The 19,480-nt window shown below is 71.8% G+C and carries 18 protein-coding genes and 1 riboswitch; of the genes, 10 read left to right on the forward strand and 8 right to left on the reverse strand.

Annotation, left to right across the window (positions count from 1 at the left end; translation table 11 throughout):
* A partial coding sequence (locus ACLQ24_RS17285) for a DUF6444 domain-containing protein (RefSeq protein WP_425892757.1) occupies nucleotides 1–280 on the reverse strand: 280 nt, incomplete at its 3' end.
* 56 nt (nucleotides 281–336) lie between these two features.
* Nucleotides 337–852: a GNAT family N-acetyltransferase gene (locus ACLQ24_RS17290; RefSeq protein WP_425892758.1), complete on the reverse strand. Its 516-nt coding sequence runs from the start codon at nucleotides 850–852 to the stop codon at nucleotides 337–339.
* A 99-nt stretch (nucleotides 853–951) separates the two neighbouring features.
* On the opposite strand from ACLQ24_RS17290, the gene ACLQ24_RS17295 reads away from it, so the two are divergent.
* From ACLQ24_RS17295 to ACLQ24_RS17310, 4 genes are read left to right on the forward strand one after another with little or no spacing between them, the layout of a single operon-like run.
* Nucleotides 952–1,203, forward strand: a complete 252-nt coding sequence (locus tag ACLQ24_RS17295) for a phosphopantetheine-binding protein (protein WP_425892759.1) — start codon at nucleotides 952–954, stop codon at nucleotides 1,201–1,203.
* Entirely contained in the window at nucleotides 1,200–2,516 is a 1,317-nt protein-coding gene (locus tag ACLQ24_RS17300) for an AMP-binding protein (protein ID WP_425892760.1), read from the forward strand. Before ACLQ24_RS17295 ends, ACLQ24_RS17300 begins: the two co-directional genes overlap by 4 nt.
* Nucleotides 2,509–3,264: an SDR family NAD(P)-dependent oxidoreductase gene (locus tag ACLQ24_RS17305; protein WP_425892761.1), complete on the forward strand. Its 756-nt coding sequence runs from the start codon at nucleotides 2,509–2,511 to the stop codon at nucleotides 3,262–3,264. The genes ACLQ24_RS17300 and ACLQ24_RS17305 overlap by 8 nt, the downstream gene beginning before the upstream one ends.
* On the forward strand, nucleotides 3,248–3,742 hold the full coding sequence (locus tag ACLQ24_RS17310; RefSeq protein ID WP_425892762.1) for a hypothetical protein: 495 nt from the start codon (nucleotides 3,248–3,250) through the stop codon (nucleotides 3,740–3,742). The genes ACLQ24_RS17305 and ACLQ24_RS17310 overlap by 17 nt, the downstream gene beginning before the upstream one ends.
* A 345-nt stretch (nucleotides 3,743–4,087) precedes the next feature.
* Here ACLQ24_RS17310 and pseI read toward each other — a convergent pair whose 3' ends face one another.
* On the reverse strand, nucleotides 4,088–5,140 hold the full coding sequence (gene pseI / locus ACLQ24_RS17315) for a pseudaminic acid synthase (protein WP_425892763.1): 1,053 nt from the start codon (nucleotides 5,138–5,140) through the stop codon (nucleotides 4,088–4,090).
* Between the two features lie 121 nt (nucleotides 5,141–5,261).
* Nucleotides 5,262–6,425, reverse strand: a complete 1,164-nt coding sequence (locus ACLQ24_RS17320) for a glycosyltransferase family 2 protein (RefSeq protein WP_425892764.1) — start codon at nucleotides 6,423–6,425, stop codon at nucleotides 5,262–5,264.
* 247 nt (nucleotides 6,426–6,672) lie between these two features.
* Between ACLQ24_RS17320 and ACLQ24_RS17325 the strand changes: the two genes are divergently transcribed.
* The 4 genes from ACLQ24_RS17325 (at nucleotide 6,673) to ACLQ24_RS17340 (ending at nucleotide 11,165) form a co-directional block, all read left to right on the forward strand.
* Complete coding sequence (locus ACLQ24_RS17325; protein WP_425892765.1) at nucleotides 6,673–7,911, forward strand: acyltransferase family protein; 1,239 nt, start codon at nucleotides 6,673–6,675, stop codon at nucleotides 7,909–7,911.
* Between the two features lie 521 nt (nucleotides 7,912–8,432).
* Nucleotides 8,433–8,774 (forward strand): hypothetical protein, encoded by a 342-nt coding sequence (locus ACLQ24_RS17330; RefSeq protein ID WP_425892766.1) that lies wholly within the window; start codon nucleotides 8,433–8,435, stop codon nucleotides 8,772–8,774.
* A 284-nt stretch (nucleotides 8,775–9,058) separates the two neighbouring features.
* Nucleotides 9,059–9,199: riboswitch (cyclic di-AMP (ydaO/yuaA leader) on the forward strand.
* 234 nt (nucleotides 9,200–9,433) lie between these two features.
* Nucleotides 9,434–10,282 (forward strand): C39 family peptidase, encoded by an 849-nt coding sequence (locus ACLQ24_RS17335; protein ID WP_425892767.1) that lies wholly within the window; start codon nucleotides 9,434–9,436, stop codon nucleotides 10,280–10,282.
* Nucleotides 10,283–10,418: 136 nt separating this feature from the next.
* Nucleotides 10,419–11,165, forward strand: a complete 747-nt coding sequence (locus ACLQ24_RS17340; protein ID WP_425892768.1) for an alpha/beta fold hydrolase — start codon at nucleotides 10,419–10,421, stop codon at nucleotides 11,163–11,165.
* On the opposite strand, the gene ACLQ24_RS17345 is transcribed toward ACLQ24_RS17340, so the two are convergent.
* From ACLQ24_RS17345 to ACLQ24_RS17360, 4 genes are all read right to left on the reverse strand, one after another.
* A complete protein-coding gene (locus tag ACLQ24_RS17345) occupies nucleotides 11,162–12,832 on the reverse strand; it encodes a CDP-glycerol glycerophosphotransferase family protein (RefSeq protein ID WP_425892769.1) in 1,671 nt (556 codons plus the stop codon). The genes ACLQ24_RS17340 and ACLQ24_RS17345 overlap by 4 nt on opposite strands.
* Before the next feature lie 42 nt (nucleotides 12,833–12,874).
* A complete protein-coding gene (locus ACLQ24_RS17350) occupies nucleotides 12,875–14,383 on the reverse strand; it encodes a D-ribitol-5-phosphate cytidylyltransferase (RefSeq protein ID WP_425892770.1) in 1,509 nt (502 codons plus the stop codon).
* Nucleotides 14,384–14,528: 145 nt separating this feature from the next.
* On the reverse strand, nucleotides 14,529–15,350 hold the full coding sequence (locus ACLQ24_RS17355) for an ABC transporter ATP-binding protein (protein WP_425892771.1): 822 nt from the start codon (nucleotides 15,348–15,350) through the stop codon (nucleotides 14,529–14,531).
* Nucleotides 15,343–16,236 (reverse strand): ABC transporter permease, encoded by an 894-nt coding sequence (locus ACLQ24_RS17360; protein ID WP_425892772.1) that lies wholly within the window; start codon nucleotides 16,234–16,236, stop codon nucleotides 15,343–15,345. The genes ACLQ24_RS17355 and ACLQ24_RS17360 overlap by 8 nt, the downstream gene beginning before the upstream one ends.
* A 217-nt stretch (nucleotides 16,237–16,453) precedes the next feature.
* Between ACLQ24_RS17360 and ACLQ24_RS17365 the strand changes: the two genes are divergently transcribed.
* The gene (locus ACLQ24_RS17365) at nucleotides 16,454–17,053 is read left to right on the forward strand and encodes a TetR/AcrR family transcriptional regulator (RefSeq protein WP_425892785.1); all 600 of its coding nucleotides are present in this window, start codon (nucleotides 16,454–16,456) and stop codon (nucleotides 17,051–17,053) included.
* A 139-nt stretch (nucleotides 17,054–17,192) separates the two neighbouring features.
* Nucleotides 17,193–19,331, forward strand: coding sequence for a DUF6077 domain-containing protein (locus ACLQ24_RS17370; RefSeq protein ID WP_425892773.1), 2,139 nt, complete (start codon nucleotides 17,193–17,195; stop codon nucleotides 19,329–19,331).
* Nucleotides 19,332–19,480 lie beyond the last annotated feature (149 nt).

Below are 19,480 nucleotides of genomic sequence, written 5' to 3' on the forward strand. Positions count from 1 at the left end.
TACCCCGCCGCCGGCCACTGCCCTTACCCTTGCCCAACACCGGGCCCGGCCGGGCAAGCCCGTCCGACGACGGAGGTTTGGAGGAGTTCGACGAGTTCAACCCCAGCCGACGCCGCAGCTCAGCATTCTCGCCCCCCAGCCGCGCGTTGTCCGCCCGCAACTGCTCGTTGTCCACCCGCAGCCGCTCAACCTCGGCCCGCAACCGCTCAACCTCGGCCCGCAGCTCAGCCACCACCGCCACAAGCTGCTCAACCGAGGGAAGCTGCGGTTCCGGCTGCACAGCCAAGATCATGCCAGCCACAGCCACCACAGTAGACCGCAGCCCCGCTCAGCCGATCAACTCAAGCTGAATACGTACTCCTCGCGGGCCATGGAAATCGGGATGACGGTAATTTCCCGACCGTCGGAAAGCTCCTGTCGCGGCGTGCCCTCGACGAATCGGAAACGCCGGTTCATCTGCCGCACGACGGTGTTGTGCGCCAGCACCTCCCCGTCGAGCCGCGCCAGGTGCAGTCCATCGAAGGCGTACTCCACGGCCTCCCGCATGACCCCGAGCCAGGCCGGCAGCGTCGCGCCCCGCTCGGCCAGCCCGTCCGCGTCCAGGTAGAAGCCCCACGCGCCCGTACGCGGACCGTCCAGCCGCAGGTCGAAGAAGGTGACGACACCGCAGGGCCGGCCGTCGTGGACGTACACCAGGACGCGCCGCGTCGGGTCGTCGCGCACCGCCGACCACCACCGGGCGTGCTCCTCGGCGGTGATTTCGTGGCTGCTCTTGCTGACCTGACGGTTGGTTTCCTGATTACGCCAGGACAACATCAGATGAACGTCGTCCGCCGTCGCTTCGCGTAGCACGTGCTCCCGCTTTCCTGTCTGTTCACATCCGGTCCCGGCACCTTACCCGGGCCTACCGGGAAAGCAGTTATCCATTCGTTGGGTTGTAGACTCCGGCGCATGAACGAATTGAGTCGCGCGCAGATCCGCGACCTCATGGCGCAGGTGCTCAAGAACCAGGACAAGGAGTTGCCCGCCGACGACGCGGCGCAGCTGCGGGACGTCGGCTTCCGCTCGCTGGACTTCTCCGAGCTGGCCCTGCGGGTCGAGGACGAGACGGGGGAGGAACTCAACTTCGATGCTCCCGGCCTGCGCCGCATCGCCACCGTCGGCGACGTCCTCGACTTCCTCGTCGAGCTCCAGCAGCAGTGACCGTCGCGACACCCCGCCCGGCGGACGCAGGCCCGGAACCGGCCGGCGTCGACAACCGGCTCGTCGTGGGCGGCGCCCCGCTGACCTGGCGGACGTTGCCGTCGCCGGAGCTGCCCAACCCCGCCGCGGTGTTGGTGCGCTCGGCCCGGCACGCGCTCGCCACCGCGCGGCAGCACGCCGTGCACGGCATCGAGCTGCTGCTCAGCACCGCGATTAGGGTGGACGCGACGATGCGCGCGGAGCTGCACGACGCCGGGTTCACCGTGACGGTCGTCGACGACGACGGCGCGCACCCCGGCGCACCCGCCCGACCGCGCGCGGCCGAACCCGGCCGGCTGTGGCTGCTGACGTCCGGCTCGACGGGCCGCCCCAAGCGCGTCGGGCACACCCTCGACACGTTGACCACCGTGCGGGCGGACCAGCCCGATCGGACCTGGCTGTGCCCCTACGCTCCCGGCACGTACGCCTGGTGGCAGGTCGTGACCCTGTCGCTGACCCAGCCCGGTCAGCACCTGGTGGTGGTCGACCCGGACGAGCTGGACGACTGGCCGGTGGTCGCCGCCGCGCACGGGGTCGACGCCGCGTCCGGCACGCCCACCTTCTGGCGGCGCACCCTCTACCGGGACGCCGCCGCGCTCGCCCGGGTGCCGCTGCGTCAGATCACCCTCGGTGGTGAGCCCGTGGACCAGGCGATCCTGGACCAGCTTCGCGAGGTCTTTCCCACCGCGCGGATTTCCTGGATCTACGCGTCCTCCGAGGTGGGCGCGTCCATCGTGGTGCACGACGGGCGGGCCGGGTTCCCGGTCGAGTGGCTGGACCGACAGGCCCCGGGCCGGCCGACTCTGTCGGTGCACGACGACGAGCTGGTCGTCACCTCTCCGTACCACGGGGTCGGGTTGTCGGGCCCGGTCCGCACCGGGGACCGGGTGCAGGTGGTCGACGGGCGGGTGCTGATCACCGGACGGCTGGACTTTGACGAGATCAACGTCGGCGGGAGCAAGGTCTCCGCCGGTGTGGTCCGTAGCGTGCTGACCCAACATCCCGGCGTGGCCTGGGCGCGGGTCACCGGCCGTCGCGCCCCGGTGCTCGGCCGGATGGTCGTCGCCGACGTGGTCCTCGCGCCCGCCGGCGGTTCAGTCGACGCGGCCCTGGCCCGGACCGGCGGTCCCGCCGAGCATGTGGACGCCCCGCTGCCCGACGAGGCCGCGCTGGTCCGCTGGTGTGGCGACCGGCTGCCCGAGCACGCCGTGCCCCGCCGGATCCGTGTGCTGACCGAGATTCCCGTCAAGGAGACCCTGAAGAGCGATGTCTGATCCCGCCGACACCCAGCTCGTCCCACCCAGCTCCGTGGTCCTCGTCTCCGGCGGTTCCCGGGGGCTCGGCCTGGCCATCGTCACCGGCCTTCTCGACGCCGGCGTACGGGTGGCCGCGTTCGCCCGTACCGTCACCCCCGAGTTGGAGAAGCTCGCCGCCGAGTACCCCGACCGGGTGTACGTCGGTTCGGTCGACGTCACCGACCTGCGCGCCGCGCAGGGCTTCGTCCGCGAGGTGGAGCAGCGTCTCGGCCCGATCGACGGCCTCGTCAACAACGCCGCCGTCGGACAGGACTCCCTGCACGTGCACACCGCCACCGACGACATCGCCCGGATCATCGAGACCAACCTGACCGCGCCGCTGCAACTGACCCGGCTGGTGATCCGTCGGATGCTCGGCAAGGGGCTGCGGGGCCGGATCGTCAACGTCACCTCGATCTGCGCGCAGCGTGGTTTTCCGGGCCTGGTCGCGTACTCGGCCACCAAGGGCGGCATGGACGCCGCCACCCGCTCCCTCGCCCGCGAGCTCGGCGGCCGGATGCTCGTCAACGCGGTCGCGCCCGGCTTCTTCGCCTCGGAGATGTCCGCCGTGCTCGGCCCGACCCAGCTCGACCAGATCGTGCGCCGCACCCCGACCGGCCACCTGACGGAGCCGGAGGAGGTCGTACCGGTGGTGCGGATGCTGCTGCGCGAGCACACCAACATCAACGGCCAGGTCATCGTGGTGGACGGTGCCGCCTCCATCTGACCTGCGGCCGGTACTGCCGGCGGCGCACGGCCTGGTCGACGCCGGCCCGGCCGCGCCGCCGTCGGCACGCCCGGTGCCGGGCCTGCTCGCCAGCGCCGAACGGCAGCTACGGATCGGTACGCCCGCCGAGTTGGCCGACGCGACGACCCGCAGCCATCTCGACGACAAACGCTGCGTCGGCTGGTACGGCCCGCCAGTGCCTGGCTGGCGAGCCGCCATCGACGCGGAGCGCGCCGACGCCCCGGTGCCCCCGGCGCTGGCCCGGCGCTTCGGCGCGGGTGACTTCTGGGCCCGGTGGACCCGGGCCGAGTGCTGCTGCAAGTTGGCCGACGTGCCGATCGCGACATGGTGGCGCCGGCACGGGCTGGGCACTCCGGCGGACGGCGCCATCCTCTGGCGCACCCTGCGCGTCGCCGACCTGGTGGTCACCGTCGGCTTCGCCCCCCGGCAGTCCGCCGGACCAACCGACCGCGCCTGACAGTTGGGGCGCGCCGGAGCTGTCGGGGCGCGCCGGTGGACGCCGCAGGTGTCGGTGTGTGCCTGTGGAGCTGCCCCGGATGTGGGGCAGTGCCGGGGGCACGCGCCATGCCCCACATCCGGGGCAGCTCGACAGGACGCGAACAGGGTGGTGCCGGGCGAGACCCGTGGCCGCTCGTCATGTGCGGCGCAGGCCAGCCCCGTCCGGCATCAGCCCAGCCAGCTCAACCCCAGCCCGGCTCAGCCCAATCGCCGTCCACCAGCACGGCGTGCTCCGGACCAGCCCAGCCACAGGGGGTGAGCTGAGCCGGGTTGGGTCGGGTTGGGTCGGGTTGGGTCGGGTCGGTCAGATCAGATCCCAGCTCAGCGGGGTGCCGCGCGGAACGTCGCTGGTGAAGGTGCGGCCCCGCACGTTGTCGATCTCGACCGGGGCCAGTCCACCAGCCGGCCGGATCGACCGGACGTTCTGCGCCGTCACCGTCTCGCCGGCCCGGACGTCCTCGACCACGAACAGCGAACGACGGAACCGCAGCCCCTCCCGCTCGACCGGCGTCGGGCCGATCGCGGTGCCGCCCAGCGCCGCGTACGCCCGGCCCGACTCGTCGACCAGCGCCGTCAACTCCGCCGGGTTCAGCGAGAAGTCCGAGTCCACGCCGCCGTCGGCTCGGTCGAGGGTCACGTGCTTCTCGATGAAGCAGGCACCCAGCGCCACCGAGGCGACCGCCACGCCGATGCCGGGCGTGTGGTCGGACAGCCCGACCGGCACGTCGAAGGCGCCAGCCAGCACCGGCAGCCGGCGCAGGTTGCTGTCGGCGGGCGGCGCCGGATAGGACGCGGTACAGGCCAGCAGGACGATGCCCGCCGCGCCACCGTCGCGGGCGGTCCGTATGGCGGCGTCGATCTCGGCCACCGTCGCCATCCCGGTCGAGATCACTATCGGCTTGCCGGTGCTGGCCACCAGCCGGATCAGCGGCAGGTCCACCAACTCCGACGACGCGATCTTGTACGCCGGGGCGTCCAGCGACTCCAGCAGCTCCACGGCGGTCGCGTCGAACGGTGACGAGAAGACCGTCAGCCCGCGCTCGCGGGCCCGCGCGAAGATCGGGGCGTGCCACTCGTACGGGGTGTGCGCCCGCTCGTAGAGGCGGTACAGGTTCTCCCCGCCCCACAGCTCGTGCCCGCCGGAGATGCGAAAGGCCGGGGTGTCGACGTCGATCGTGATCGTGTCCGGCCGGTACGTCTGCAGCTTGAGCGCGTGTGCACCGCTCTCGGCGACCGCGTCCACGATGGCCAGCGCCCGGTCCAGGTCACCGTTGTGGTTACCGGACATCTCGGCGACCACGAAGGGTCGCTCCCCGGCACCGACCGCGTGCGGTCCGATCTTGATTGTCGCCGTCATCCCGACCTCTGTTCCCTACGCCCGCACCGGGGTGCGGTGGTGCTGTCGTCGTCCACCCGACGGGCAGACGACCTGAAATGCTCCGGTGCCGGCTCGCGGCGTGCCGGTGCGCCCCGACGGGTCACGGCAGGCGGCCGCCGGCCAGCGCGTCCGACCGTCCCGGCAGGCCGGCGGTGTGCCCGGCCTCCGGCCTGCTCACCGACGCCGCCGGTCGGGAGGGGTCGTCGGCCGTCGACGAGTCGGCGCCACCGGCCGGGCTGGGCCGGCGCCACCGACCCGTGACCCGATGCGCCTGCCGCAGCGCCGAGTACGTCAGCCAGTCACCGCGCCCGACCAGGCGGTGCTTCAGCCCGGTGACGCCCGACGGCATCGGATAGCCCCCGGTGGGCAGGTATCGGCGGTAGTGCTCGGTCACCCGGTGGAAGAAGGCGCGCCGCAGGTGCGGGTGCAGCCGGTCGTCGTTGCCGACCACCACCAGGTAGTGGCTGATCATCAGTTGGAACAGCTCGGCCCGCAGGCCCTCGACCGGGTGCCGGCGGGCGACCCACTCCATCAGCCGCTCGTACTGGCCGAACGCGTCGAAGTGCCGGCCGCTGCGGGTGGAGGTGATCGCGCCCTGGCGGCCCTGCCGGTACAGGTAGCAGACCCGGTCCAGCACCGAGATCTTCTCCGCGCCGATCAGCAGCGGGTGGCTGAAGGGGATGTCCTCGTACCAGCCGGGGAAGAAGCGCAGCTCCAGCTCGTCGAGGAAGGCCCGGCGTACCACCTTGTTCCACGCGGTGTGCTGCACCCGCAGCAGTTGCGGCTGGTCGGCCAGGCGGGCCACGCCCGGCACCCCGCGCAGCAGGTGGCTGCTCGCGTCGACCTTCCGCCGGCCGTCCTCGTGCACCCGCAGGTGGTCCAGCATCAGCACGTCGGGCTGGTGTTCGCGCAGCCGGTCCAGCACCGCCGCGATCGTGCCCGGGGGCAACCAGTCGTCGCTGTCGACGAACCAGACGTACTCGCCGGTGGCCACGTCGAGGCCCGCGTTGCGGGCCAGGCCCAGACCAACGTTCTTTTCCAGGTGTACGACGCGGACGGTGTCGCGCCCGGCGGCGTAGGACCGCAGCATCGCGCCGCAGCCGTCCGGGGAGGCGTCGTCCACGGCGATCAGCTCGACCGCCTCCGACTCGCCCGCTGGGATGTCCGCCCGAATCGACTCGAGGCACTGGTACAGGTACGCCTCGACGCCGTAGACAGGCACGACGATGCTCAGCAGCGGCGCGTGCGTCGGCTCATTGACCACGTCGCCACCTTTGACGACGTGGATGGCCAGCCCCGGAACCACACGTGGCCGAGGATGGTGGACTCCCTGAACACCCGCGAAGCGGAAGGTTAACAACGGCCGCCCGGTTCACCCGGGAGTGACCCGGTAGGGTGCCTCGGTGCGGTCCTGCCGGGCCGTCGCGGGCGTCGCCGTCGCGTCGTCCGACGCCGCGGGCCGAGGAGGAGACGTACGTGCTGGTGACCCTGCGGAGCGTCGGGACGCCGGCATGACGAGCACCGCCGACGCGCCGGCCGCGCCGCCCGCCCCCGCCCGGTTGCCCTCACTGACCGGGCTGCGGTGGATCGCCGCTCTGCTGGTCTTCGGGTTCCACGCCGGGACGATGCGGATCATCGCCGAGCCGGACTACAAGGCCGTCGTCGACGCCCTCTTCACCCTCGGCCTGTCGGGTGTGCAGTTCTTCTTCATCCTCAGCGGCTTCGTGCTGGTCTGGTCGGCCCGCCCGGGCGACTCGCGGCTGACCTTCTGGCGTCGCCGCGTCGCGAAGATCTACCCGAACCACCTGGTGCTGTGGGCCGTCGCGCTGCTGGCCGCCTGGTGGTTCGCCGATCCCGTCCTGCCGGCCGTCGCCGTGGAGAACCTGCTGCTGTTGCAGGCCTGGGACCCCCGGCTGGGCTGGTTCTACAGCGTCAACACGGTGAGCTGGTCGCTGTCCTGCGAGTTCTTCTTCTATCTCTGTCTTCCGCTGGCGCTGCCCCTGCTGCGCCGGGCGCGACCCGCGGTGCTCTGGACGCTTGTCGTCGCGCTGCCGCTGCTGATCCTCGCGCTCTGGCCGGCGCAGCACCTGGTGCCCGAGGCGAGCCGCTGGTGGTTCACCCAGATCTTCCCGCCGGTGCGGTCCCTGGAGTTCTGGCTGGGCGCGGTGGCTGCCGAGCTGATGCTCCGGGGTCTGTGGCGCGGACCGGGACTGACGGCCGCCACCGCGATCTTCGTGGGCACCTGGGTGGCTGCCGGGCAGTGGATCCGCGCCGAGTTGTGGACGACCCTGCTCGCCGTCGCGTACCTGTTGGTGATCGCCGCCGCCGCCGACGCCGACGTGCGGGACCAGCCCTCACCGTGGCGCTCGCGCCCGCTGGTCTGGCTCGGCGAGGTCTCCTTCGCCTTCTACCTGGTGCACGTGCTGGTGATGACCAGCGTGCTGCGGCTCAGCGGTGACTGGGGGACCGGTTTCGAGGGCTGGCAGGGCCCTGCGGTGGTGCTCGGGTTCCTGCTCGTGAACCTAATGCTCGCCGGGTTGTTGCACCGCTACGTCGAGACGCCGATGATGCGCCGGCTCGCGCCGCGTCGCCCGGCCCGAGCGCCGCTCGTCCCCCATCAGCGCGCCTCCGAGGTCAAGGCTGGTGATGCCGGGGACGGTACGGCCGGCGGTGCCGAGATCGGCGGCCGTGCGGCGGGCGGCGGCGCAGTCAATGGTGCCGCGCAAGATCCCGCTCGATCCTGGTTGTAGTGGTGTCGTCTGTCGACCGAGGCCACTACATCAACGATTGAGCACCTGTCCCCTGTGGTGGGTGGCGCGCTGGGCGGCCCGGGTGCTGACCAGCCTCGCCGTGCTCTCTCTCGCCCTCGGCGCGGTCCGTCGACGCGCAGCCCGCGCTGCACGGTGCTCCGGGCGTCCTGCGTGGCCCGCCGACGGCCGTGACCCCGGCACCCATGGGCTCGGAGCGGTTGCTCGGAGCCGCCGGCTCGACCAGCCGGGCTCCCCGAGCGCCGCCGGCCTAACGGGTCACACACCGGGCACACGCCATCCGGCGAGCGCCGAGTGCCGAGCCACACCGGCCACCGGGTCCACCTCGGGCAGCGCCGCCGGGCCGAGCGCCCGCCACCGCACCTGACGACACACCGCCCGCACCCTCGCCGTGCGGCATCCCATCGCTTACGTGCTCATGCCGGGGCGTTGCCGACTCCGCGCACCCCCCGCGCACCCCCGGCGAGTACGCGGCCCGGGAGCGCTATCTGCACCGTGCCGCGATGGCTGCCCACTGGCGCGGGGAGCTGACCATGGCTCAGCTCGGTGACGTGTTCGGGCACCGGCGCGGCTGGGACCCCCGTCGGCACCCGGTCGAGCAGGAGGTGCTGCTCATCCGGGCGGTCCGTCACGCGAGGCTGGCCGACCACCGGGCGGCCGTGGAGCGGGAGCGGTCGGCCTGGCGGGACACGGAGCTGGCGGCCGAGTCGGCGCGCACCCTCGCCGAGGAGGCGTACGCGGCGGCGGTGCGGTTGCGGCCGAGCCCGGCGCTCTCACGGCGCACGGCCACGCGGGCGTCGCGTACGGCCGTCGTGGCACGCTGGCGTCCGGCCCGGGCCGGTTGAGCCCGATCCGTTATGTGAGGCGGGTCACCGGCAATCAAAATCGGGCGACCGGCATCATCGGGGGCCATTGTTCCCGCGATTGCGGCGGCGTTGTCGCGGCCTGTCCGGTTGTCGCCCACAGGTGCCGCCGGAACCGGTTGTCCCATCGAGTCACGTCATCGGTAAAACGCGCAGAAATTGCCGGGCCAATCGATGTTTACGCAGGTGGGAGCGGCTTGGCAGAGTGCGCATCGGCCAGTACTGTCGTCCCGTCCGGTGCGGTAACCGATCGCAGGAGGCGACGCCGTGCCGACCCGCTCAATCGTGATCAACGAACCGGGGACCCACAGTAAGTCCGGGGTGAATCCGCGAGCCACGGCCCGCGGTAGGGCGATCTTCCCGCCCGAATCCGTCAGCTAACCCGGTAGGCGGTGACGGAAGGAGTTTCATCCTCGTGCAGCACTCCTCGACCCCTTCGTTGTTTCCCCGCCTCCACGGCGTCGCGGTGTCCCCGCTCATCCGCCTCGTGACGGTGAGCTGACCCCCCGGGTCACCGCCTTTCCCGCCCGGCCGTGCCGGGCGTTCCCCTGAGCGGTCCACCATCCGCGGGCCACGGCCCCGCGCGCTGGCGCCTGCCCGGATACCGGTCGAGCCCGGTGTGCCGCTCACCCCCCCGAACCGTGGAGGACCTCGTGAAGCACACCCTGAAGCGTCAGCTCCGTCGTCTCGCGATCGAGCGCCCGTACCAGATCGTCGCCGCCTCCGCCGCGGCCCTCGCGATCGCCACCACCACCGGCGCCCTGGTCGCCGGCGCCGCCGACGCCCCCGCCGGCCAGCGCACCCCGACCGCGGTCGCCGAGATGCGCAGTGAGACCGTCGCCTCCCGTGGCGAGGTCCGGTCCGCGGCCCCGTCGGCGAGCGCCGCGCCGAGCTCCGCCGCCCCGGCCACCAGTGCCGCGTCGCCCGCCGCGAAGGCCACGAGCAACCCGGACCTCACCCGTAAGCCGACGCCGCCGAAGCCGCCCGCGACCAAGGTGCTCGACTACGACTACGAGGCGCAGAACACGTACTACAACTGCGGCCCGGCGGCCACCCGCAACGCCCTGAGCGCCAGCGGCATCGACCGTACGCAGGAGGAGCTGGGCGCCGAGCTGGGCACCACCGAGATGGGCACCAACTCGGCCGAGGACACCACCCGGGTGCTCAACGCCGAGGTGAAGGGCTCCCCGTACCGCACCCGCATGTTCGAGGGCGCGCCCAGCCCAGCCCAGATCGACCGCCTTGCGGCCGACGTCGTCAAGGCCATCACCGACGGCCGGGGCGTGGTGGCCAACGTCGTCGGCGATGCCACCGACAGCGACGGCGGCTGGCACTCCTACGGCGGTGGGCACTACATCGCCGTCGTGGGCTACAAGGACAACGGCCGGACCGTGCGGATCGCCGACTCGGCGAACCCGGCCGACCCGGCGTACTGGATCACCACGATCGACCTGGCCAACTGGATCGCCAGCCGGGGCTACTCCGCCTGATCCAGGCGTGACACCCCACGACGCCGCGGGTGCCGCGTCCCCACGAGGGACCGGCGCCCGCGGCGTCTGCGTTGCCGGGCCGGACCGCCGCTGGACGGCTCTCGTACCGGGCGGCGAACCGTGGGAGACTGCGGCCGTGGCGGAAGAACCGGGTGGTCAAGTCGGCCGTGAGCCGATCCTGTTGCTGCTGCACGGCATGGGGGCGACGGGTGACGTGTGGCTGCCCTGGGCGCCACTACTGAAACAGCACTGGCCCGGGCGGTGGTTGGCGCCCGACCTCGCCGGCCATGGCTGGTCGGCGCCGCTGTCGTCGTACTCCTTCGAGGGTTTCGCCCAGCGGGTCGCGCAGGGCCTGACCTCCGACGACCGCATCGTCGTGCTCGGACACTCGCTCGGTGGTGTGGTCGGCCTGGCGCTGGCGGCCCGCGCCGCCGGGCTGCCGGTGGACGCGGTGGTGGGGTTGGGCATCAGAGCGGTCTGGACTCCCACCGAGCTGACCCGTGCGGCGGAGTTGGCGGCCCGTCCGGTGGGCTGGTACGCCACCCGCACCGAAGCCGCCCGCCGCTACCTGCGGGTTGCCGGTCTCGCCGGCCTCGTCGCACCGGACCACCCGATGGTGGACGCCGGCCTGCGTCAGGTCGACGGCCGCTGGCGGCTCGCGATGGACATGACCGCGTTCGCCGTCGGCGAGCCCGACCTGGCCGCACTGTTGGCCGCCACCGACGTGCCGGTGGTGCTGGCGCGCGGGGAGCACGATCCGATGGTCACCGACGCGCAGCTCAAGGAGTACGGCGTGCCGGTCGTCACGCTGCCCGGCCTCGGGCACAACGCCCACCTGGAAGATCCGGCGGCCGTGCTGGAGCTGCTGGAGCCGTACCGCTAAGCGGGTGCGGGCGTGGGCAGCTCCCGCGCCGACGTCAGCTCGCGGCGGGCGGCGGCCAGGAACCCCTCGGCGTACGACTCGGCGGGGAAGTCACCCAGGTAGCGGCGGCGGGTGGCCCAGCGCGCGTCGGCCAGTGGGTCGGTGTCCAGCAGGGCCGTGAGCACGCCGTCCACGTTGGACATGTCGCGGCGTAGCACGTAGCCGGACCCGGCCAGTGGAAAGCGCTCGGCGAACCGGTCACCCTCGTCGCCCATGTCGGTGACCGCGTACGGCTTGCCCGAGTAGAGGTAGTCCGAGATCACCCCGGAGACGTCGGAGACCAGGGCGTCCGAGCGGTTGACGCACTCGGTCAGGCTCAGCTCCCGGGCCGCCGCGCCGAACACGTGCTGACGGCCGGTGCGGGCGCGGTCGGCGGCCAGCAGTTCGGTGAGCCGGCCCAGGTGGCGGGCCGATGCGGGGTTCTGCGTGGTGTACGGGTGTGCCCGCAGGATCACCGTCGCGCCGCGCTTCAGCAACCGCCGCAGCAGTTCCTCGGCCACCGGCAGCGAGCAGTAGTCGGCGTTGGCGTGGTGCCCGGTCCAGGTCGGGGTGTAGAGCACCGTCGGGTGGGCGAGACCCCGCACCGGCTCCTGGCGTACCTCGATCGACTCGACCTGGGGACGGCCCACCACCACGAACTTCTCCGCCGGGATCTGCACCCCGGCGCGGGCGTACCGGTCGATCGCCGCCGGACCGGCCACGAAGATCCGGTCGAAGATCCCCGACACCGGGTTGGCGCTGGGCGCCTTGTCGCTGTCGCCGTGGTGCAGTTGCACATGGGTGAGCTGGGTGAACCGGATGCAGTGGCTGTTCTTCGCCCCGTGGTTGACGTAGAAGGCCACCCGCAGGCTCGGCACCAGCGCCTCGTCCATCGCCCGCAGGGTGGGACAGTAGACCACCGGCGCGTGGGTGGCCGCAGCGATCGGCGCGAGGAACTCCGGCTCGCGGACCAACACCAGGAAGGGCCGGCCGATCCGTTCCAGGTACGGCAGCCACATGGTGACCTGGTATTCCGAACCGGGTGGCGCGGAGAAGTAGAGCAGGAACTCCGGCTCGTGTCGGCGTAGCGCGCGGGCCACCTGTCCACCACCGGCGGCGGGACGGAACCGCCGCCGGGCCAGGTCCAGCGCGACCGCCCCGGCGCCGGCGGCCACCAGCAGGCTCGCGGCGAGCGCCACGGCGGCCGGCAGGGTCAGCGTGGCGACGACCGCCACGACCGCGAGCAGCCCCAGCAGGGCGACGCCGAGTCGGTCGGCGATCAGCGGAGTCCAGGCGCGTACCGGCAGGTTCGCCGCCCGGATCTCCAGGTTGCCCGCGGTGCGCAACGGCCCCACCAGCAGCACCAGCCCCAGCAGGACCAGGGCCGTGGCGGCCAGCGCCGGATCGAACCCGTCGTCGAGCCGACGGGCGTAGCCGACGAGGACCGCCGCGGCGATCAGCGCGGTCTCGGCGACCAGGTCCGCGCCGGGCCGGACCCGCTGCTCGACGGCCGCCGCCGCCAGCGCGGCGACGGCCAGCGCGAGGCCCCACCCGGTGAGGCCGGTGAGGGCCAGCACGACGAAGGCCAGCACGGCGAGCCCGGTGCTCAGGCACCGGGCGGCCAGCTTGCGGACCAGGTCACCACGCATGTCGCTCCGTTCGCCGCCGTCGGTGTCGCGGTGCCGTCGGCGTCAGTTGGCGGACGCTGCGGCCGGCGTCTCGGACCGGTCCGGGCCGGACTGCGCCGGCACGGACGGCCCGTCACCGGGTGCCCGGCGTACGTCGATGACCTGACCGGTCAGGTCGGAGATCAACACGTCCAGCGAAGACTGGGCGACGGCCTCCGCGGCCAGCAGGGTGTGCTCGGGCTCCTCGCCGAACGCCCGCGTACGCATGGGGGTGGCGGTCCGCTCCGGGTTGATGCAGTTGACCCGCACGCCGACGTCGGCCCACTCGTCGGCGAGCGCCTGCGTCAGGTTGACCAGGGCGGCCTTGGTGGACGAGTAGAGGGCGTAGCGGGCCCGACCCCGGGTGTACGAGCTGGAGGTGTAGAGCAGGAGCTGGCCCTTGGTCTGTTGCAGGTACGGAAGGGCCTGCCGGGCGATGGTCACCGGACCGACGAAGTTGACCTGCAACACCCGGTCCATGGTGTCCTCGTCCATCTCGGCCAGGGCGCCCTTCTCCAGGATCCCGGCGGTGACCACCACGTGGTCGATGCGGCCGGTGGCCTCGAAGGCGGTCGTCAGCGCGGCCTCGACGTCCTCGGTGCGCTCGACGTGCGTGCCGGTGGTGGAGCGGCTGAACGGGAACACCTGCGCGCCGTAGCGGCGCGCCAGCTCGGTCAGCTCGTGGCCGATCCCGTAGCTGCCGCCGAACACCACGATCGTCCGGCCGGTCAGCTCCTCGCTGTAGCTGCGGTGGTCGGTGAGCCGGGGCGCCTGTGCCGCCGCGAGCTGGAACAGCTTGTCCGCCAGGTGCACGTCGACCGGGTGGGTGACCTTGATGTTCTCGTCCGAGCCGTCGATCACCTTGATCGGCGTGCCCGGCAGGTACCGCAGCACCACGCCGCAGTCGTCGGTGGCGGCGAAGTCGGGGTCGTTCTCGGCGATCCGGTACGCCTCACGGATCGTGGGGGACCGGAACGCCTGCGGGGTCTGTCCCCGGCGCAGCCGGGAGCGCACCGGAATGTCGGTGATGCAGTCGTTCTCGTCCACCTGGATGATCGTGTCGGCGGAGGGGATGGCGACGTCGACGGCGTCGTACGTCCACAGCGCGTTCACGCACTCGCGGACGATCCGGCCGCTGAGCAGCGGACGGACGGCGTCGTGGAAGAGGATGTTGCAGTCGGCCGGGCCGACGGCGTCGAGCGCGATCCGGGTGGTCGCGTTGCGGGTGTCGCCGCCCTCGATCACCTTGGTGACCTTGCGCAGGCCGGCCTTCTCGACGATCCGCTGGGCATCCTCGACGTGACCGGTGGCCATCAGCACGATGATCTCGTCGATCTCCGGAGCGGCCTCGAAGACCGCCAGCGTGTGCTCGATGATCGGCTTACCGGCGATCTTGAGAAGCTGCTTGGGGATGCCGAGACCCAGCCGGGTTCCGGTGCCGCCGGCCAGCACCACGGCCACTGTCCGCGAGGGCCGCCACGGTGCGGGGGTCTCCGTTGCGGCGTCCGGGCCAGTGGTCTGGTCCTGCGTCATTGCCGGATCCTCACTCTCAGGGTTGCCTTAACGGAAAGTTCCGCCCGAGCGGCGACGGAATGAACCTTAACGCGCGGACCGCGCCGCCCCAACGCGGGCGACGCGGTCCTGGTTGCCGTGTCGATGCCGGGGGTTGGCCGGCACTCTACTTGCTGTTCGCGTACGCCTCGTATGCGCGGATGACCTCGTCGGTGGGGCCGTCCATCCGGAGGACGCCCGATTCCAGCCAGATCGTCCGTTCGCAGGTGTCGCGTACGGACGAGAGCTGGTGGCTGACCAGGAACACCGTGCCGGCGCCCTCGCGCAGCTCGCGCACGCGCTGCTCACTGCGCTTGCGGAAGCCCTTGTCGCCGGTGGCGAGCGCCTCGTCGATCAGCAGCACGTCGTGCCTCTTGGCGGCGGCGATGGAGAACCGCAGCCGGGCCGCCATGCCCGACGAGTACGTGCGCATCGGAAGGCTGGCGAAGTCACCCCGCTCGTTGATGCCGGAGAAGTCGATGATCCCCGCGGCCTGCTTGGCGACCTCGTCGGGGTGCATGCCCATCGCCAGGCACCCCAGGACGACGTTGCGCTCACCGGAGAGGTCGTTGAGCAGCGCCGCGTTCACACCGAGCAGCGACGGCTGCCCCTGGGTGTGGATCGCGCCCCGGTTGACCGGCAGCAGGCCGGCGATGGCCCGCAGGATCGTGGACTTACCGGAGCCGTTGCTGCCGATCAGCCCGATCGCCTCGCCCCGGTACGCGGTGAACGACACGCCCTTGACCGCGTGCACCTCCCGCACGTTCGGCGCGTTGGTGCGCTTGACCAGCCGCCGCAGCGCGGCAACCGGGGTGGTGCCACCTGTCGCGCCCTGGTGGACCCGGTAGATGATGTGCGCGTCGTCCACCACCACGGTGGGGATCCGCTCCGACGTCAGCACGGGCAGGGAGACGGTCGCCTCGTCGGCGGCCGGCAGGGAATCAACCACGGCCGTACTCCTGTTCGCCGCGCCAGAAGTAGATGTAGCCGCCGATGCCGGCCACCAGCGCCCATCCGGCGGCGACCAGCCAGAGCTGGGCCAGCGACTCGTTGAGCAGTGGCGCCTGCTCGAGCAGCGCGTACCGGGCCAACTCGATGTAGACCAGCAGCGGGTTGAACTGGACCACCGTCGTCGCCCAGCCGGGCAGCCGCTCGAAGAGGCTGACGCTGTAGAGGACGCCGGAGCCGTACATCCAGGTGCGCATGACGAACGGCATGACCTGCTTGAGGTCGCTGGCCTTGGAGCCCAGCCGGGCGACCAGCAGCACCACGCCGGCGTTGAAGACCGCCTGCAACAGCAGGGCCGGCGCCAGCAGCAGCCAGTCCCAGGTGATCGGCTCGCCGGTGACCAGCACGATGCCGACCAGCACGACCATCGAGGCCAGCAGTTGCTGGAACTGGGTCACGGTGGTGGACAGCGGCAGGCTGGCCCGGGGGAAGTGCAGCGCCCGGATCAGCCCGAGGTTGCTGCTGATCGACTGGGTGCCGGCCAGGACCGCGCTCTGGGTGAAGTTGAAGATGAACAACCCCGTCGTCAGGTACGCGATGAAGTTCGGGATGCTGTTCTGTGCCAGCACCACCCCGAAGATCAGGTAGTAGACCGCGGCGTTGGTCAGCGGGGTGAGCACCTGCCAGAGCTGGCCCAGCTTGGCGTTGCTGTACGAGGCGACCAGCTTGGCGTTGGCGTACGCGGCGATGAAGTGCCGGTAGGCCCAGAGTCGGCGGCTGTACTCGGCGAGGGTGGGTCGCTCACCGGCGACCCGTAGCCCGTGCCGAGCGGCCAGCTGCGCCTGGGTCAGGCCCGTGTCGGGGTCGACCAGCGCGGTGGTGGCCATGGAAATGGCGCTCCGATCTTTCGTGCAGACGGGTTGCTCGCGACGATGGAATCCTAGTGGGAAGTGTGCGCGGGACGCCGCCTCGTCGCTGCGTGGACAGTAGTCCGAAACACGTCGGGACGCAACCGTACCGTCGTTGCGCTACTCTAGCGGGCGTGACCTGCGAGAAGAGTCCTTGGTGACGACCGAGAAGAGGCGCGTACCGGCCGGCGCGGCGGTGCTGCGCGACGAGATCACCACGGCCATCCGGCGCGCGCTCATGCAGGAGCTCGCCGCGGTCGGCTACGGCCGGCTCTCCATCGAGGCGGTGGCCCGACGGGCCGGTGTCAGCAAGACGGCGGTCTACCGGCGGTGGAGTTCGAAGCTCGACCTGGTGGTGGAGATCGTCGCCGCCGCGGCACACGGCAAGCTGCCGGTGCTGGACACCGGCACCCTGCGCGGCGACCTCACGCTGCTGTTCCAGGCCGTGGCGCACGCGCTGCGCCACCCCTTGGCGTCGCAGATCATCCCCGACCTGCTGGCCGAGGCCGCCCGCACCCCGGCCATCGACGAGACCCTGCGGGAGGTGCTGCGCGCCCGTCAGCAGGAGATCGGCGGTCGGCTGGTCACCCGTGCCGTGCAGCGCGGCGAGCTACCCGCCGACATCGACCCGGACGCCGCCGTCGACCTCATCGTCGGTCCGCTCTACTGGCGACTCGCCATCGCCCGGCTGCCGCTCACCGACAGCTACCTGGACAACCTGGTCGAATCGGTGGCCGTCGGACTCGGCGCGACCGGCGTCGTACCGCTGCCGCGGGCGACCCCGGTCTCCGGCTGACCGGGCCCGCGACACCACCCGCAGCGGGGACCTGGCGGGCCGCTCGCCTCCGCTAGGCTGCCCCCTTGACACCCGGCCGTCACCGAGCCGGCATCCGTTTTTCGCCCTCACATCCGCCGCCGGACGACAAGGACGCCCCGTGACGAAAGTCGAAGACGCTGTTGTGGCGCCAGCGCCAGCCGACCAGAAGACCCTCCCCGGTACGGGTGCCCGGGTGGGCGGCCCCAGCCGGCCCGGACGGGGTCACGGCCTGATCGGCCGGCTCAACGCCGCAGTGGCCGCCACGCCCGTCGTGTTCACCGACGCTGCGGTGGTCGGCTTCGCCATCTGGACGCTGCTCTACCACCTCAACCTCGGTCTCAACCTGCGTCCCTCGATCGTCTTCGTCGCCTGGCTCGTGTTGCTGCCGGTCGCCGCGTACGTGGCCTGGAGGTTCCGGCGGCGGGACGCGGTCGTGTCGCGCGACGACGAGACGGTGGCCGCGCCGGCCGAGGTGACCGTCGTCGACCGGTCCTCCCTGCTGCGTCGCTACGTCCTGCCGGTCGGCACCGCGGTCGCCGCGGCGCTGTTCGCCGCCGTCGGCACCGGCACGCTGAGCTGGTGGTTGGCGGCCGTGCTCGGCCTGGTCTCGGTCGTCTCGGCCTGGCTGGCCCTGTCCGGCGGCGCGGGCACGGCCGCCACGGGCGCCGCGTCCGCCGTCCGGGAGGCCCGGACCACGCCGGCGCAGGCGTACGTGGTCCTCACCGTCTCGCTGGCCGCCGCGTACTTCGCCACCCTCATCGGCCGGGTGTCGCTCGACGATGTCTTCTACGTCGGCAAGTCCGTCTGGGTCGCCGAGCGCGACGAGATCCCGTTCCGGGACTTCCTGTTCACCGAGGGCGTTCTGCCCGGCGGCTCGGCGAATCCGCCACTGCCGTCCTTCGAGGTGTTCATCGGGGCGCTGGCCCGGGTCCTGCACGTGCACGCCGCGTCGGCGACGTGGTATCTCCTGTTGCCGGTGCTGGCCGTCTTCGCGGTCCTCGCGCTGTGGCGCCTCGTGCAGCGGTGGGCGCCGCGGCGGCCGCTTGTCGTGTTCGGCGTGGCGGTGTCCTACATCCTTCTCGTCGCCTACTACGCCGATGCCCTGAACACCTACCACCTGCCCCGACTGACCCAGGGCAAGAGCGTCTTCGTCCACGCCCTGATCCCGCTCGCGTGGGTGTATCTCACCGACTACCTGGAGCACCGTTCCCGCCGCGCTCTCGTCCTGCTCGCGCTGCTGTCGGTAGCCAGCGTCGGATACACCACCACCGCCGTCTTCCTGCTGCCCCTGCTCGCGGCGGCGGCCGGCGTGGCGCTGCTCGCCACTCGGCGCGTCCGGGACGCCGTCCTGTGCTTCGCGGCCGCCTCGCTCTACCCGCTGCTGTCCGGCGTGCTCGTCCAGGTCCTGCGCGGTGGGGTCGAGGAGGCCGCCGCGACGTACTCCCCGCTGCTGCCCCTGCGGACCATCTACGAGCTGACGCTGTGGCTCGGCGTGCTCGGCGTCATCGGTGGGCTCGCGGTGTGGTGGTCACCCCTGCTGCTCCGTCGTGGGGTTCCGCAGCAGCTCGCCGCTGGCGCGGCGCTGGCCGTGACGACCCTGATGGTTCCCGGCCTGTTGAAGCTCGGCGGTGACGTGAGCGGCCTGACGGCGGTGTTCTGGCGGGTTCCGTGGATCCTGCCGGTGCCGGCTCTCGTCGGTGTCCTGGCGGTGATCCGACTACCCGGTCTCGCCCGGGTGAACCGGGTCCTCGCCTTCGCGCTGCCCGTCGTCCTGGTCTTCGCCTTCTACACTCAGGGCAAGCCGATGTGGGCTGGCGACCTCGTGCAGACGAAGCCGACCTGGCGGATGCCGGAGACCCGCAAGGACGTCTCTTTCTGGATCAAGAATCTGGACCGCCCTGAGGGTCTGGTGCTCGCCCCGTCGACCATCATGCGGGCGCTTCCGCAGGTCACCACGGAGGTCCGGGTGGTCCTGCCCCGGGACCTCTACCTCACCGACTACGGGCCGGAGACGGAGTTCTCCCAGGACCGCCTGCTGCTGGCGCGCTTCGCCGACGGCCAGCCAGTCTCGATCTACGAGGTGGACGGGGCCATGCACAGGGTGGGGGTGGGCACGGTCTGCGTGTGGAAGACCAACACGACCGTCGCCGACGCCGCCCGCTACCTGGGGCTGGAACGGTTCGCGTCGCGTAAGTCCCCCGGCGGAATGTACTGCTACCGCACCACGGCGGCCGCGACACCGACCACCGGCGGCTGAGCTGAGCAAACAGTCAGTCACCACGGCCCGGACGCCCACCGCGTTCGGGCCGTGGTGTGACGGCCCGGGGACAGGCCCGGTCGGATCGCCGCGACAGGTGCCGGGTGCCGTTGCGGTGGACGGACCTGGTGTCCGCAATGGTCCCCGAC

This window comes from Micromonospora sp. DT4, from assembly GCF_049841675.1.
Taxonomy (GTDB): Bacteria; Actinomycetota; Actinomycetes; order Mycobacteriales; family Micromonosporaceae; genus Micromonospora.

Coding starts and splice junctions, on each gene's coding strand:
- ACLQ24_RS17305 (WP_425892761.1), top strand. CDS start 2,509: ATGTCTGATCCCGCCGACACCCAGCTCGTCCCACCCAGCTCCGTGGTC.
- ACLQ24_RS17295 (WP_425892759.1), top strand. CDS start 952: ATGAACGAATTGAGTCGCGCGCAGATCCGCGACCTCATGGCGCAGGTG.
- ACLQ24_RS17330 (WP_425892766.1), top strand. CDS start 8,433: ATGGCTGCCCACTGGCGCGGGGAGCTGACCATGGCTCAGCTCGGTGAC.
- ACLQ24_RS17345 (WP_425892769.1), bottom strand. CDS start 12,832: ATGCGTGGTGACCTGGTCCGCAAGCTGGCCGCCCGGTGCCTGAGCACC.
- ACLQ24_RS17325 (WP_425892765.1), top strand. CDS start 6,673: ATGACGAGCACCGCCGACGCGCCGGCCGCGCCGCCCGCCCCCGCCCGG.
- ACLQ24_RS17360 (WP_425892772.1), bottom strand. CDS start 16,236: ATGGCCACCACCGCGCTGGTCGACCCCGACACGGGCCTGACCCAGGCG.
- ACLQ24_RS17350 (WP_425892770.1), bottom strand. CDS start 14,383: ATGACGCAGGACCAGACCACTGGCCCGGACGCCGCAACGGAGACCCCC.
- pseI (WP_425892763.1), bottom strand. CDS start 5,140: ATGACGGCGACAATCAAGATCGGACCGCACGCGGTCGGTGCCGGGGAG.